The following is a 16,399-nucleotide window of genomic DNA, read 5'->3' as shown; positions in this document are numbered from 1 at the left end:
ACTTAGTATTGTGCTGATATTTCTTCTTGCGCTTGATCTAGAGCTTCTTGTGGTGTTAATACTTCCATAACGGCCTGCTCCAAGTAATCATTTAACGTATCTGCAATTGCGTTAAAGTCCTCAAGCGATGGCGCCATAACAAGATAGTCTAGGGAATCAATCACAGCTTGCTTATTCTCAGGTGGAGTGATGGCAAGATATTCTTGTGTCACTTCATCCGTAAGTGCTACAGGTAAATCCCAATTCGCTTCTAAGCGAATGGCCGCTGCTTCTGGACTTCCAGAAATAAAGGATGCAAATTCAATGGCTGCTGCTTTTTTATCTGTATTTTCACTTACTACAATAGCATCTGAAAAGAAGTGTGTTGCCTTTTGTTTAATTCCTGGTTCAATGACAATATCCCAATTAAAATCAATGGAATCTTTAAAATCAGAAAATGCCCAAATACCTGTCACCAGCATTCCTAAGCGACCGGATTTAAAGAGGTCCCAATCTCCCATACCGCCCATTTGATCCATATTCGGCGTTACATTATATGTATTCACGCGATCAATCATCATCTGTAGTGCTTCTACATTTTCCGGCGAGTTAAGGGTAAATTCAGTTTGATCTTCGTTCATCATACTTCCACCATTTTGCACCACTGTTTTATAAAACTCCCATGTCTGAATCGGTCGATACACACCAAAATAATTTTCCCCCATGGCACGTATCTTAGTGGCCGCTTGAAGTTCTTCTTCCCATGTCCACTCATTCGTCGGATAGTCCACTCCCGCTTGGTCAAATAAGTCTTTATTATAGATCATAACAATATTGGAAAATTTTGTAGGCAAGCCATACTGCTGACCATCAATTGCAAATGCTTCTAGCGTTGTCGGATGTATATTGGATGTATCTATGCCATCGATTTTTGCTAAAACCCCTTTGCTTGCATAAGCTCTAAAGTTTTCAATATTGAGTTCAAAAACATCCGGTGTCATGCCGCCGGCTATAGATGTTGCTAGTTGTTGAAAATAATCTTCAAATCCATACGTACGGACATCTACTTTAATTGATGGATTCTTAGCTTCAAAAGCCTCAACCATTTGTCCTAGTACCTCTTCATTAGCTCCTGATGATGAGTAATTCATAAAGACAATCTCCACATCCTTTGCTTCTCCATCTGTACCATCTGTCGAAGATTCTGTTGACGCCTCCATATTGTCCTGTGTCCCGTTTTCTTGGTTTGTCTGTTGCGTCTCCCCAGCACAACTAGATACCATAATCATCACTACCAATAGTGCTACAACTACTACCTTCATTTTTTTCATATGCTCTTCTCCTTTTATTATAACTTATATGATTTAATTAAGACCATAGATAATGGCTTCATACGGTCTCAAAAAGTTACCTTCACCCAATGTATCATAATTGGAAAGAATGACTTTCTCTCCTTTTTCTAAGAATTCCACCGGATAATCTCTAAAGTTACATACCACCAATACTTCTTCTTGCTTGTACTGACGTTTATATGCAAAAACATCAGGATGTTGTGCCTCGACTAACTCAAAACTACCTTCGCGAATCAATGTACGATATTGACTTTTTTTACGAAGTTCAATTAATCGTCGATAGTAAGACAATACTGAACTTGTATCCGCTTGCTGCCTAGATACATTAATCTCTTGATAGTTCGCATTGACCCCGATCCAAGGTTTAACCTCTGAAAATCCTCCATATGAACTATCATCCCATTGCATAGGTGTTCTTGCATTATCTCTTCCTATATGATATATCGAATCCATAATCGCTTCATGACTATAGCCTTTTTGGCGTCTATCTGCATACATATTAATACTTTCAATGTCACGATAATCCTCAATCGAATCAAAGCATACATTAGTCATACCAAGTTCTTCTCCTTGGTATATATACGGTGTTCCTTGCATCAGGTGCAAAATAGTCGCCAACATTTTTGCCGACTCTGTGCGATACTTTTGATCGTTGCCCCATCTTGAAACAATTCTTGGCAAATCATGATTACACCAAAACAAGGCATCCCATCCTTTTTGGTACAATCCTCTTTGGCGCTCTTCAAAATTTCTCTTAAGCTCTATGAGGTCTACTTCCTTATAATCCCATTTTTCTTCACCTTCTTGATCCAGTAAAATATGTGAAAAATTAAAAATCATTGATAACTCTGATCCATCTAAGTTTGAATATGCAATGGCTTTTTGGGTATCCGCTCCCCATGTCTCACCGACTGTTAACACATCATAATTATTAAAGGTGTGACGTGTCATTTCTTGTATGTAGCTATGCAAAAGAGGGCCATCGGTAATAATTTTATTGTCAATATCCTTGGCTACATAGTCAATAACATCTAATCGGAATCCTCCAATCCCTTTTTCCAACCACCAATTAATCATCTTATAAAGTTCAAGGCGTACCTCTGGGTTATGCCAGTTCAAATCTGCTTGTGTCTTTGCAAACATATGTAGATAGTACGCATCTAAGTCTTCATGTAATGTCCATGCGCTACCTAAAAAAACGGATTGCAAATCATTGGGAACTTGACCATTATTCTCTCGAAAATAATAGTAGTCATGGTATTTTGAACTTGGGTCCTTGGTCGCTTGCACAAACCATTCATGGGATGTTGATGTATGATTGGCTACTAGATCCATAATAATTTTAATTCCTCTTAAGGATGCTTCATGGATAAGTAATTCCATATCCTCCATCGTTCCAAACTCTTCCATAATCCCATAATAATCACTAATATCATAGCCATTATCATCATTAGGGGATTGATATACCGGCGATAGCCATATCACATCAACGCCCAAGTATGCGATATAATCCAACTTTGAAATAATTCCCTGCAAATCCCCGATACCATCATTATTGCTATCTTTAAAACTTCTCGGATACACTTGATATACAACTGCTTCTTGCCACCATTTCATCTTCATTTCTCCTTAAATCCTTTTCAGGTTTAACGTTATACTCTTTTGGTAAAAAAAAATCATTTTACTGATTCTTTTTTTAATAGGCTCACCGGCAATACCACCCTTGCCCTAAAAGCATTGTCTTGTCTCACCTTTAATATTAAGTCCACGGCTTCTCGACCTTTTTCTTGAATATTTTGCTTGATTGTTGTTAATTTTGGACTACTTAACTCACTGACAAATAATCCATCAAATCCTATGACTGATACATCTTCCGGTACGTTCAGCCCTAATTTTTGCAGTCCCTCCATAATCCCAAAGGCCAACATATCCGAGGTTGCAAAAACCCCGTCAATATGAGATGCACTAATTTTTTCAGCGATCTGCAATCCATACTCATAAGAAGGATATCCTTGAAAGATATGCTTAGATTCCATCTGAATCTCATGACTACTTAAGCAATCCACAAAACCGTTAAAACGTTCTTGGGAAACCCCTTTTTGTGAAATATCGGTACAGGCTACGCCAAACTTCTTGCATTGCCGCTCTAATAAGTAACTTGCAGCGATTCTTCCCCCATCCCGGTCATTACTGACAACTGTGCAATAACTGTCTTGCTCGTTGACATAAGAGTCAACCATAACTAAGGGGATATCGATTCGAGCTAAGTTAAGGTCAAATTGTTGCTGGTCTGTTCCCAAGACAATCACACCATCGGCATTCCACACCTTCAGCGATTGATGGTATTCTTCATCTTCTGAGACAAACCTTAACATCATATAACATCCTTTTTTTCTAAGATTATATTCAATACTATTAATAAATTCTCCATAAAAAGGGTTTTTCATCGCATAGTCTTTGTCCGGGTCATCTTCTAGTGTCTGTGGAATAATCAAAACGATAATATTCGAATGCTTCGCTACAAGAGACCTTGCCGACATATTGGGTACATAGTCCAACTCTTTAATAATTTTTTCTACTTTTTCAATTGTTTTTTGAGAAACCTTACTGTGTTTCTTATTAATGACATTGGATACAGTCATTGGGCTTACGCCCGATAATTTTGCTATTTCTTTTATTGTCGCCATAGTGTTCACTTCCATCATTTGGTTTAACGTTATACCTATATGATACAACGATTTTTTTCCTTTGTCAATCAATAATCTGTTTTTCAATATTATTCTTTTATTAAGTATGGTATTATAAAACAAAGCAATCGAGGAGGTAAACATGGAAATCACACTACAAAATGCAAAGGTAACCGCTACCATTAACAGCTTAGGCGCCGAATTAACACACTTTTTTTTAAACGAAAGTAATGCTAACTATATGTGGTCAGGAGATCCTGCCTTTTGGACCGGACGCTCTCCAGTTCTTTTTCCACTTATCGGGAGCCTTAACGAAGATAAGATACTTATTAACGGACACTACTACTCCATGGGAAACCATGGTTTTGCACGACGCTCAGAGTTTGAACTCACCGAGTCCAGCGCGAATCGCGCTGTATTTCGCTTGACGCAAAACTCAGATACATTAAAGGTTTATCCTTTTACTTTTGTCTTGGAGCTTATCTATACCTTAAAAGACAACTGTATTACCATTGACTACCTTGTTAACAATACAGGTACAGACGTCTTACCTTTTTCACTGGGTACCCATCCTGCGTTTATCTGCCCTACGGGTAATACTGACCGCCTGGAACAGTGGCGTCTAGAGTTTAGTCATGCTGAAACGCTTGAGCGCATCGGACTCAATGGCAATCTCATTGACCTCAACGACCGCACCCCTTGGATGAAAAACTCCTCTGTACTTCCCTTAGTGACCAAAGATTATTACACTGGAGCCATCGTCTTTAAGGACGTACGTTCTAACTCCATTCGTCTCGTCTCTGATGCCACACCTGAACGTATCACGGTAAGCTGGGACAACTTACCAGACTTAGGCATCTGGCAACCTGCCGATGCACCGTTTATCTGTATTGAACCCTGGCAAGGTCATGGGGATCCGCTAGGCTTTACGGGGGACATCTCCAAAAAGCCGGGCATTGTCTTGCTGGAACCGGGTAAAACATTCGAAGCTCAATTAAGTATCGCTATTGAATAGATATAAAATAACCGATATGCTTAAGCATATCGGTTATTTTTTTAAGTATATTTATATTTGGGCTTCACTTAATGGCTCTTCATAGACATCTCCTTGATGCAATAAATCTCTAAAATGCGATGACATCTTGGATAATTTTCCATATAAATCAAAGGAAACCGTTGTTTCGGGAACAATCTCCATATATGTACACATTGTCTTAACTAGAATCCAGCTATCAATAAACGAAGACTTAATCGCTAACGTTAAAAAGATTGCCGGAATAATTGCAAATCCTGATTGAATATTAAAAGCAGATAGTAAAATACTAAATCCAAAGAATAAACTAATCACCGTACCAAACATGACCAAAAGAACGACCCCTGTTGTGACTGCAGCACTTTTTAAAATCTTTTTCCAATTTTGCGCATACACAACGATGCCTTTTGCGGCACTCTTAAATGTATTTTCATCTTTTTGATAAAAAGTATAGCCTAAACAACATTCATCAATATAATTTAAGGAAATAGATATAAACAAATTAAGGACTTGAACAATAACGCCTATTCCCGGAATATGATTTAGCCAATTCCCAATACGTTCCATCTTCCCTTGAATTTGTCGTACTGCTCCTGAGATGAGCTTATCGACAATAAAAAAAGCATTAGATGATACAAACTTTTCCTTCACTTGCTGAAGCCCAAATTCAAAATAATTTGTTGGTATCTTTTGTTGAATCATACTCTCCGTAATCACGGCAACATGTCCGGCTTTTACCATATATCCAAAATACTGCATAACAAGGTGTCTGATTCCATATACGCATGCCAACCATGCAATCATTACCATCATAAGTCCTGTAAAATCAAACATCGTCCCAATCAGAAGAAATGGAACAAATAAAACTGCGGCTACTATTACGACAACCAAACCTAATAATAATTTCATCCACACAAACTTCATTGTACTAAAATAAATTGTACTTGCCTTCATAATCTCTCCTATACTCTCCTTTGTATTTATTAATCTATCATGTATCCATACAACATGAATCTAGCATAGCACAATAATTTTACCTTTTGGTCCGCTGACAGCTGACAATCGACAAACTATTTCGAATGAAAAATCAATGATCACACCTTTACATTTTTTCGCTCTACACGTATACTCTATTTATACAGCATGCATTATTGTCGTATAAGTTGCAAAATCATAAATTCAACGAGGTATAAAACTATGTTCCGTATTTGGGGAAAAATCATTAAAGACACGCGCTTTGTTAAGGACTATGTCGTAGCCATTGAAGATAGCGACCTATCAAAAGATCAGAAAATACATGAAGCCATTAAGCAATTTTGTGAGTATTTCGATTTGGAACGTCCACACTGGTTTGATAAAAACACCAAAGAACTCATCATGTTTTCCAAGACAAGCTTTCACGATGACCAATTTATTGAGAGCATCGATTTTGATTACTTTGAAATCGAAATCATTGAAGAGGACAAAAAGATATAGCAAAATGCTAAAGTCGAATTTGCTAAGAACATAATAAAGCTGATACAAACGTTTTTTTTCGTTCGTATCAGCTTTTATTCTGACATATATAACTTTACTTAATCCAAAGAGCCCTTAAATAATGTACTTTTCTTTTTTCTCTGGGCGAGCATCCAGCTCTTTTTTCTTCTCTTCATAACCTGGTCGTCCAAACATAGCATATGTTGCGTTTTTACCTTCTTCAACGCCTGGTTGATCAAAAGCATTGATGTTCATCAGTTCTCCAGCAAACCCTGTAGCCACCTCGAACATGTAAAGAATCTGTCCTACTGTAAACTCATTAATCTGAGGAACCGTTAATGTCATGTTGGTTTGTTCTGCTTTAAACAAAGCATACTCTGTCGCCATTTGTTCTGTTTGAATAAGCTTATTATGGGTTGCTCCGCCTAAGAATCCAAGGTTAGGCACATCACCATAAATCTCTGGAATGGTAATCTCTGAACGATAGTTATCAACGCCCATAAAGAGAACCACTTTGTCATGTGGACCTTCTGCATAAAGTTGAACCTGTGAATGTTGATCCGTCGCTCCGAGTGCTTTAACCGGAGTTTGTCCTACATTAACCACCTTACCATCAAGGTCGAATTTTTTCCCTAAAGATTCTGCCCACAACTGCGCATACCAGTCAGCAATATATTTTAATCCATCTGCATATGCCATAACAATCGAGATGTTTTTCCCTTGTTGCATGGAGATATATTGTAATAATCCATACATATGTGCCGGATTTTTGAACGTATCGTCTGTTTTACATAGCTCATCCATGTAAGCTGCACCTTCGAGCAGTGTTTTAATATCAATGCCACACATAGCTGCCGGTAGCAATCCTACAGGTGTCAACTCGGAGAATCTTCCCCCTACACCTGCTGGGATGATATAGCTTTTAAGACCTTCTTCATCGGCTATTGGACGAAGGGTTCCTTTGGACGCATCTGTTGTTGCAACAATATGCTTTTTGATTGCATCTTTTCCAAGCTCTTTTTCAATCATTTCTTTGATAATCATAAATTGAGACATGGTCTCACTGGTTCCACCTGATTTTGAGATAACGTTAAATAGAGAAGTCTCTAAATCAATAACATCAAACAATGCAACCAATTTTTCCGGATCCACATTGTCGACAACATAAAGTTTTGGATATCCTTTACGTTTTTTTTTGGATAATTCATTCCAATGGGGGTGATTGATTGCTTGTTGAACAGCAATTGGTCCTAGTGCTGACCCACCAATACCTAGAACAACAAAGGATTCAACCCAGTCTTTATTTTCCTCTACATAATTGACAATATCTTCAACAATAGCATCCTGATTATAAGGTAAGTCTCTCCAGTCCATTCCACCATTGGCGCGTTTTTCGACCATCCCTTTTTCAGCCGCTTCAATCTTAGCTTCAAGTTTTGCAAAATCCTCTTCGCTAATACCGTGCTCGCCAATCAAGTTTGCCATCATGTTGTTAAAATCCAACCGTAGCTTCATTGCTTCTTTATTCATTGATTTTATTCCTCCTATAAACTCTAAACGCTCTTTACTCGATTCCTTATGATTATATATAAAATTAACCTTGGTGTAAAGGATTAGCCGCCAATAAAATGCTATTCTAATTCATATAAACTTCCAAAACGATAGCCTTTTTCTTTCATCGATTTTAAAATATCATCAAGAGCCTGTGTATTTGATTCTGACACCGCATGCAATAAGATAATTGCTCCATTATGGTAGTTATCCATGACATGATTGTAGGCAACCTCTTTCCCCGGTTGTTTGTTGACATCCCAATCTGCATATGCCATACTCCAAAAAATACTTCGATATCCCAGTTTGCGAACAAGGTAAAGGCTTCGCTCGCTATATTTTCCCATAGGTGGTCTAAAGAACGGATCCATATCTTGTCCCGTCACCTCTTTAAAGCGGTCATTGGTCGTCTTTAACTCATCATAAATCTCGTCGCCCGTCAACGATGGAAAGGCCGGATGGGTATTGGAATGATTAGCAACAATATGTCCTTCATCGACCATACGCTGAATCAATTCCGGCTCTTTATCTATAAAATACTTCGTTACAAAAAAAGCTGCCTGAACGTCATTTTCTTTCAATACATCTAATATCTTCGGTGTGAACCCATATTCATAGCCTTCGTCAAAGGTCAGATACATTACTTTTTCTTCTGATGCCTCCTGATTGATAAAATAGGCCCCATAGCGCTCTAAGTCTAGGTCATAATAGCCTGTAACCGGACTATGATCTTTGTTACGTCTAAAGGACCAACTCGTATCCGTATTGTCCAACGTGCTGGGATCTAGCTCCAAGTCATATGTATCCTCCGTGTCAAACTGATTTGCAAATTCGACTGTAATGCCTTGCTCTGGTTTTTGCTCTGATTCTTCTTCCAACGCTTCTGTCTCGGGCTCTTCTTCCGGCGTCTCCACTGGAGCCTCATCCACTTCTTCCACATCCACAACTTCCTGCGTTGTATCTTGAGTATCTTGTGTTTCCTCAGTTTCACTTTCAGGGGCTTCCACTCTTACTTCGACATAATCATCCGTCTCTTGCCCCGAGGCTGAATCTGGTGTATATAGCTCTCCTTGGCAAGCTGTTAACAGTACCAGCATCAAGCTTGCCACTACACTAAGGTGTAGAATTTTCTTCAATTTCATAGTAAGTCATCCTCTCTTTTTTCGTCTGTCCTTTTCGATTCACAAGGTTAATGCTTATGGTCATTAATAAAAGACTGATAAGCACAAAAATGGATAAGTTCTCTTCCGGAAAAATAATGGAAGAGATAATGGATCCAAAAACCGGAATCAAAAATATATATATTGTCACTGATGATGCGTTATATTTGTGAATCAGTCCATACCAAACCACAAAAGCAATCGCCGATAAAAAGGCTGAATATATCAACAGTAAAAGTGCATGCATATTAAAGACAAGATTAAAGCCTCCAGCTCCAATAAGACCCACACCAAGTAAAATAATCGACCCAAAAATCATCTGATACATGTTGAGCACAACAGATGATATCGTTTTCATCGCCTTCTTGCCATAAAGAACCGCCAAACCATAGACCAAAGAAGCAAGCACAAGGGCGCCTTCTCCCATCCATGTCACTTCAAGGTTGATTCCTCCACCTACTGCACTTTCAAGATTTGCCAGGATGATTCCTGCAAACCCAATAATAAGTCCAATAATCTTGTTTACGTTAATTTTATCATCTTGTGTTAATAGATGTGCTAAAATGACAACAATCAAAGGCTTTGATGTATCTATAAGAACACCTTTGATTGCTCCTGTATTACCTACTCCCGTATAAAAAAACATATATTGTAGCGTGGTATTGAGTAACCCAAAGACCATAATTGTCTTCCATTGGGCCGCCTTTAGCATTGGAATCTTCTTCTCTTTAACGAGAAGATATACTCCAATCAATACACCTGCCAATAAAAAACGAATACCTGCAAGCACAAACCGATTAAAGATATCATCTGCCGGAATATCAAGCAGTTCATAACTGATCTTCAAGGTCGGAATAGCCGTTGCCCACAAAAAGCAACTCAGTGCCGCAGGTAAAATTAGTGCCAATTGGTTAATAATTCTTTTCTTGTTCATAATAACTCCTATTCAAATACAAGCGTCTTAAGCTGGTCATAGGCATGGCTAATCTCTGAAAAACGCTTATTTGCATATTCAACATATTCATCCGGCATGCCTTCAGACATTACTTTATCCGGATGGTACTCTTTTGCTAATTTTCTGTACGCCTTTTTTATTGTGCCTTCATCGGCATTTTGTGGAACACCTAATACTTTTGTATATTTTTCAACGAGCGCTTCTTTTGATACACTCTGGGTATATTGATTATAATTTGTTGAACCGGATTGACCATATCCTGCATTTGCACCTGACATATGTCCAACAATATATCGTTTGATACTTTCGTATTCGTATGCCGTTAATCCTAATTCAAGAGTAATGCGTCGAACAAGCTGATCTTCCTTCTCCGATACCACACCGCTTTTGGCTGCTATCATCACCAATAAATAACTAATCGACATAATAAAATCGCGTTGATGATGGTAACTTTTTAAGATGCGGATATACTCATTCATTTCCTCAGGATGGTCTTTTCCATAGTTAAAAGCTTCTTCATATTGATTAAGTTCCATTTTGGACATTCGAAAATTTTGCATGACAAATTGGCGAATAATTGTCACTTCTTCCTTTGTTACCTGTCCGTCAGCTTTGGCTACTGTTGCGGTTAATGCCATCAGTGCACTAACAACTATATTCCCTTGTTGAAATTCCCGCTTATTCGTTAAATAGGATTTAACGCGATACTCTTTTGTTGGTAAGAAAAAGACTATCAATATCGTTAAAGGAAAAATCAAGGTCAACGCCCCCCAAAACAAAGGATTGCGCCCTTTAATAGCTGCTACAATTCCTGCAACAACTGCCGCGATTAATCGAAAAGCTATATTCAACACACCTGTAAATAATGTAAAAAACAACGAAAATAATGCTTCTATAATTTGCATCGTCATCCACTCCTTCTTCTCATATTATACCCTTGAACAAGGAGATATTCATATAAACTTTATTAAAATTTCATTAAAGCTTTAGCACTGCCTTTATCGTTGCATTACCTCTAAGAAAGCATCGACAACCTTTGGAGAAAATTGCGTCCCGCGATAAGCGACAATTTCTTTGATAGCCGTCTCTCTACTAAGCGCCTTGCGATAAGGTCGATCATTTGTCATGGCATCGTAGGTATCCACCACTGAAAGAATTTGACATTCAATCGGTATCTCCATCTCTTTAAGTCCTATTGGATATCCTTTACCATCATGACGTTCATGATGCTTCATAATAAGATGTGCAATTTCTTTTAGCTCTCCTGAAGCCAGTGCAATACGCTCACCTATAGCTGCATGATTCTTCATGATTTTATATTCTTCTTCCGTCAGTTTTCCCGGCTTCTTGAGGATAGAATCCGGAATCCCTACCTTTCCAATATCGTGGAATTTGCAAAGTAATGCAATACGGTCCAACTCAACTGAAGAAAGTCCCATACGCCGTCCTATCGCCTCTGCAAGCTCATCCATACGATCTGCATGTCCCTCCGTAATGAAATCTCTGGCTTGCAAAGCCTTCATGAGGGATTTGACAAGATTACTGCGATAACTTGAAGTCTTCAACAATTTATTCTGATACATGTTGTTATCTGCTTCCTGATATAAGCTAACGCCATCTATATATCCCTCTTCATGAAGAGCATATCCTACCGATACACTTATTTGAATAGCACCTTCTTTTTGATTCATCTGCCCAATTTCCCCATAGATATCTGATAGTGCCTGTTCTAATTCTTTTTTTTGGACATTGTTAATTAAGACACCAAATTCATCCCCACCGATTCGGGCAATATAGGCACCCTCGCCCAAAATCTTGTGCATCATACGACTAACTTTTTTTATGACTTCATCACCATGAAAGTGTCCTAATGTATCATTAATAAACTTGAGTCCATCAATATCTAAAACCAGAAGCCCAAAATTCGATTCATTTTTTTCGTGATACTTTTCCATCTTTTCTTCAAAGGACCAACGATTATATGATGATGTCAACGGGTCGCGTTCTGCCATAAATCGCAAGCGACTCTTTAACTGTGATTCAGTTGTGACATCTCGAATAAGGATAAGTACTTCGTTTAGTTCTGTTGCATGTGCCCTTACTTCAAAGTATCGCTGCTGCTGATCCACTTCCAGTTCAAACGCACACTGTACACGCTCTTTTTCCTGCCCAATCTTACCTACACAGTTTCTAAGAACGGTAAGAACATGCTCTGTATTCAACATCTGATCGAGCAATTTTTTTTCTCGACGTAAAGAAGACCCAAAAGGCAATAAATTCCCTTCCAAGTCACTGATAAGAATAATATCTGGAATCGCTCGAATCAAGGCTTCATTACGAAGATTCATCCGTTCCAAATCCACAATTTTTTCTTGTAATTCCGGGTAATAATTCTTGCGAAAAGAAGCTTCCCCTAGACCGATAATCGATTCCCTAGAGTATTTGCTCATATATATACCTCACTTCAGCCTCGCTTAATTGTTTTGGATTCGTCACCATGCAAGGGTCATTGATGGCTCCTTCCACTAAATCCTGAAGAAGCATCTCTCTGGACTCCTCATGTATATCAATATCTGACACAATAATCTGATCATGAATATTTAATGTCTTACGTATATTTTGGATATACTGAATAAGAGCCTCTTTTGTCCTTCCTTGATTAATATCAATACCAAAAATCTGCGCAATGGTATCGTATCGTTTTGTTGCACTCGTATAGTTTATATCAATAACGCGGTCCAATAAGATACTGTTGCATTCACCGTGTGCTAGATTCAGACGTCCTCCAAGGCTATGCGCTAAGGCATGTACCGCTCCAAGGCTGGCATTGGAAAAGGCGAGTCCTGCGGATAAGGATGCAATCATCATCTTATACATAGTCTCAATACTCCGTTTGGCTGAGCAAGCCTCTATAAGATTTTCATGAACAAGCTTTATGGCTTCTAGTGCATGAACATCTGTTATCGGAGATTGGGCATTCGACACATATGCTTCAATCGCATGTGTTAATGCATCTATACCGGTGCACGCCGTTAAATAACGATCTTTTGTCATTAACGGAACCGGATCTATAAGTGCCAAATCCGGCACTACTTTTTTACTGATAATTGTCTTTTTTAGTTGTTGTTCTACATCATTGATAATAGCAAACTGAGAAACATCTGCACTTGTTCCCGCTGTTGTAGGAATGCATATGAGTGGTGGTCCCGGGAGATTAATCACATCGACCCCTTCATAGTCCAATATATGTCCACCATTTGTCGAGACAATGCTAATACATTTTGCACAATCCATCGGACTTCCACCACCAATGGCAATGATCAAGTCGCAATTTTTGGACAAAAATATCTCTGCCCCTTTCATCGCTTCATAATCTTTGGGGTTCACTGTGACCTCAGTATACAAAATTACATCGTCCACAGCATCACGAATAGACTCCATAATCTGCGTGAACCAATCATATTGTACCAAGTTCTGATCTGTTACCACCATTGGACATCTTGATGCAAAGTGCTTTAAATATCGTCCAACAAGCAAACTGGCTTGGTAACCGCTAATTATTTCTGGTGCCACAAATTTTCTCAGCTCCATAAACACACCTCTTTAAAGGAATACTCGTATAGGTTAGACACATTCTATTATAACACTTTTGTTGATTCTCGAATAGCTAATGTTCCTTCAAATGTCAAGTGTTTATGTTTTTTGTCATTTTCAATGACATCAAAAAGTAATTGTATGGTCTCATAGGCAATCGTATCGACCGGTTGAACCAATGTAGTAATGGATGGATTGTAATATTTTCCCAACTTAATCCCATCAAACCCAACTACAGAATAATCTCTAGGTATACTTTTTCCTCCATCAATCAACGCCTTGCATGCGCCCATGGCAAGCATGTCCGATATCGCATAAATAGCGGTAAAGTTTTCTTTGGATTCAAGAATTTCCCTTGCAACGTTATACCCATTTTCAATGGAATATTCTTCAATATCACTATGCATTCGAAAGACCCATGATGGATTTGGTTTAATATGGTGCTTACGAAGCGCCCTATAATATCCCTCAAGCCTTAATGCACTAATACTTTCATCTTTGGCTTCTGCACAGATAATCGCTATTTTTTCATGTCCTTGGTCCAATAAAAACTCGACGATTTTTTTGCTTTCTTCAATATCATTGACGGAAACCGACGAATATCCTTCGCGATTATTTTCATCAACTATACCGCCAATCGTGCTTAAGACAAATGGAACCGGGATTTTTTTGAGTTTATCTTCCGAATGACTAAAGTGTCCTCCTAAAAAGACAATACCACGTAGTCGTTTTTCTTTAATCAACTCTAGAGCGACGTCAATTTCATTTTCGTTAAATTCAACATGATGTAAGACTAATGAATACTTGCGTTTTTCAATTTCATGCTCCATGATTTTAATCATATCGGTGAAAAAGGGATTCGTAATCCCTTTGACCAAAACAGCAATCGCATTGGTCTCGATGCGTTTTAAATTTCTCGCACTATTATTTGGAATATAATTGTGCTCTTTAATTACCGACAGTATATAGTCCTTTGTTTCCTTATTAATATCCGGATGATTGTTAATCGCTCGCGATACCGTACTTACTCCCACACCACATATCTTTGCAATATCTTTAATCGTTATTGTATTCACTCTAAGACCCCCAAAACTTTTTTCTTTGCATAGCCTCCGTTTATCGTCCGTATAGTCTGGTCATATGTGCTACATGTTTTGCCAATGCAGAACCTAGTTCATTATGATATAATCTCCAATGCCAATTATTCCCTAGTGTCGATGGTGTGTTAATCCTTGCTTCACTTCCTAGGCCAAGATAATCTTGAATAGGTATTATTGCTATTTTTGCAACGCTTGAGAGCGCTGATCGAATCATGTACCAGTGAATATTGTCTGCATCATCCGAGCGAATATTAAGATACTCATCGCATAGCTTCTTATCCTGGGGTGAAATGGCTTGATACCATCCTTTTACAGTATCATTGTCATGCGTCCCCGTATATACAACACAGTTTTGTGTATAATTATGCGGCAAATAGTCACTTTCTTCTCTTGAATCAAAGGCAAACTGTAAAACTTTCATTCCCGGATATCCTGTTTGTCTAAGGAGTTCAACCACAGTATCCGTTAAATATCCAAGGTCCTCTGCAATAACTTTTGCATCTGATAATGATTCATTTATTTGTTTAAATATATCATATCCAGGTCCTTTTTTCCAGCATCCATTTTCCGCTGTTTTGTCACCACTTGGAATCGAATAAAATTCATCAAATCCCCGAAAATGATCAATGCGTACCATATCATACCATTTAAAACACTGCTCAAGTCTTTGTATCCACCAAGAATACTGCATCTTTTTATGTTGCTGCCAATTATAGAGCGGGTTACCCCATAATTGTCCTGTACTTGAAAAACTATCTGGTGGACAGCCTGCCACACTATAGGGCATCAATTGTTCGTTGAACTCAAAAAGCTGCGGCGAAGCCCAGGCATCTGAAGAATCAAAAGCCACATAAATAGGTATGTCTCCAATGATTTGAATACCTTTTTGATTTGCATATGTTTTAAGTTTTTGCCACTGTCGGTGAAACATATATTGCTGAAACTCGTAAAAACCTATTTCTTCTGAATACTTTTCTTTAACGGCTTCTATTGCTTGAGGTGAGCGCTCTTTAAGTTCTTTTGGCCATTGATTCCAAGCTTTTGCTTCATGGATATCCTTAATGACCATATATAGAGCGTAATCTTCAAGCCACTTTTTTTCACGCGTTACAAACTGATGAAACCCTTCCTCTTCCATTATATTGCTCTGCTTATAAGCAAGTTGAAGGATTTGATATCTCGCTTGATATATTTTTTCATAGTTAATATATCTTGGGTTTTTCCCAAAATCGTATGCCTCACATTGTTCGTATGTTAAATAGCCTTGCTGTACGAGTTCTTCTAAGTCAATGAAATAGGGATTTCCTGCAAATGTTGAAAATGATTGATATGGACTGTCTCCATATCCTGTCGGTCCTAATGGTAAAACTTGCCAGTAACTTTGTCCCGCTTCGACGAGCCAATCGACAAAGTCATATGCATCTTTTGAAAATGCGCCAATACCATATCGTGACGGCAAACTTGCTATAGGCATTAATATTCCGGCTTTTCTCATATCCATCCTCTTTCTTT

General features: G+C 38.3%; 14 protein-coding genes. 2 read left to right on the top strand and 12 right to left on the bottom strand.

What is annotated here, in order from left to right; all coding sequences use genetic code 11:
• Nucleotides 1-2: 2 nt before the first annotated feature.
• From QBE53_00565 to QBE53_00555, 3 genes are read right to left on the bottom strand one after another with little or no spacing between them, the layout of a single operon-like run.
• Complete coding sequence (locus tag QBE53_00565; protein WZL81634.1) at nt 3-1,310, bottom strand: sugar ABC transporter substrate-binding protein; 1,308 nt, start codon at nt 1,308-1,310, stop codon at nt 3-5.
• A gap of 33 nt (nt 1,311-1,343) precedes the next feature.
• On the bottom strand, nt 1,344-2,954 hold the full coding sequence (locus QBE53_00560) for an alpha-glucosidase (GenBank protein WZL81633.1): 1,611 nt from the start codon (nt 2,952-2,954) through the stop codon (nt 1,344-1,346).
• A 53-nt stretch (nt 2,955-3,007) separates the two neighbouring features.
• Nucleotides 3,008-4,018, bottom strand: a complete 1,011-nt coding sequence (locus tag QBE53_00555) for a LacI family DNA-binding transcriptional regulator (protein WZL81632.1) — start codon at nt 4,016-4,018, stop codon at nt 3,008-3,010.
• A gap of 142 nt (nt 4,019-4,160) precedes the next feature.
• Here QBE53_00555 and QBE53_00550 point away from each other — a divergent pair, with 142 nt between their 5' ends.
• A complete protein-coding gene (locus QBE53_00550) occupies nt 4,161-5,033 on the top strand; it encodes an aldose 1-epimerase family protein (protein ID WZL81631.1) in 873 nt (290 codons plus the stop codon).
• A 51-nt stretch (nt 5,034-5,084) separates the two neighbouring features.
• Here QBE53_00550 and QBE53_00545 read toward each other — a convergent pair whose 3' ends face one another.
• Nucleotides 5,085-6,005, bottom strand: a complete 921-nt coding sequence (locus tag QBE53_00545; GenBank protein WZL81630.1) for a hypothetical protein — start codon at nt 6,003-6,005, stop codon at nt 5,085-5,087.
• Nucleotides 6,006-6,248: 243 nt separating this feature from the next.
• On the opposite strand from QBE53_00545, the gene QBE53_00540 reads away from it, so the two are divergent.
• Nucleotides 6,249-6,527: a hypothetical protein gene (locus QBE53_00540; protein ID WZL81629.1), complete on the top strand. Its 279-nt coding sequence runs from the start codon at nt 6,249-6,251 to the stop codon at nt 6,525-6,527.
• Between the two features lie 114 nt (nt 6,528-6,641).
• Here QBE53_00540 and QBE53_00535 read toward each other — a convergent pair whose 3' ends face one another.
• From QBE53_00535 to malQ, 8 genes are all read right to left on the bottom strand, one after another.
• The gene (locus QBE53_00535) at nt 6,642-8,057 is read right to left on the bottom strand and encodes a glucose-6-phosphate isomerase (protein ID WZL81628.1); all 1,416 of its coding nucleotides are present in this window, start codon (nt 8,055-8,057) and stop codon (nt 6,642-6,644) included.
• A 101-nt stretch (nt 8,058-8,158) separates the two neighbouring features.
• Nucleotides 8,159-9,220: a delta-lactam-biosynthetic de-N-acetylase gene (pdaA, locus tag QBE53_00530; GenBank protein WZL81627.1), complete on the bottom strand. Its 1,062-nt coding sequence runs from the start codon at nt 9,218-9,220 to the stop codon at nt 8,159-8,161.
• Entirely contained in the window at nt 9,192-10,172 is a 981-nt protein-coding gene (locus QBE53_00525) for a DMT family transporter (protein WZL81626.1), read from the bottom strand. Before QBE53_00525 ends, pdaA begins: the two co-directional genes overlap by 29 nt.
• Before the next feature lie 8 nt (nt 10,173-10,180).
• The gene (locus QBE53_00520; GenBank protein ID WZL81625.1) at nt 10,181-11,098 is read right to left on the bottom strand and encodes a TerB family tellurite resistance protein; all 918 of its coding nucleotides are present in this window, start codon (nt 11,096-11,098) and stop codon (nt 10,181-10,183) included.
• Between the two features lie 93 nt (nt 11,099-11,191).
• Nucleotides 11,192-12,643 carry a diguanylate cyclase gene (locus QBE53_00515; GenBank protein ID WZL81624.1) on the bottom strand — a complete coding sequence of 484 codons (1,452 nt, stop codon included), beginning with the start codon at nt 12,641-12,643 and terminating at the stop codon, nt 11,192-11,194.
• Nucleotides 12,627-13,784: an iron-containing alcohol dehydrogenase gene (locus tag QBE53_00510; GenBank protein ID WZL81623.1), complete on the bottom strand. Its 1,158-nt coding sequence runs from the start codon at nt 13,782-13,784 to the stop codon at nt 12,627-12,629. The genes QBE53_00515 and QBE53_00510 overlap by 17 nt, the downstream gene beginning before the upstream one ends.
• A 47-nt stretch (nt 13,785-13,831) precedes the next feature.
• Nucleotides 13,832-14,863, bottom strand: a complete 1,032-nt coding sequence (locus QBE53_00505; protein WZL81622.1) for a LacI family DNA-binding transcriptional regulator — start codon at nt 14,861-14,863, stop codon at nt 13,832-13,834.
• Between the two features lie 40 nt (nt 14,864-14,903).
• Nucleotides 14,904-16,382 (bottom strand): 4-alpha-glucanotransferase, encoded by a 1,479-nt coding sequence (gene malQ, locus QBE53_00500; protein WZL81621.1) that lies wholly within the window; start codon nt 16,380-16,382, stop codon nt 14,904-14,906.
• Nucleotides 16,383-16,399 lie beyond the last annotated feature (17 nt).

The sequence above is a fragment of the Vallitaleaceae bacterium 9-2 genome (assembly GCA_038396585.1).
In the GTDB taxonomy this organism is placed as follows: Bacteria; Bacillota; Clostridia; order Lachnospirales; family Vallitaleaceae; genus UBA1351.
This window is presented reverse-complemented; position numbering and strand designations above follow the sequence as displayed.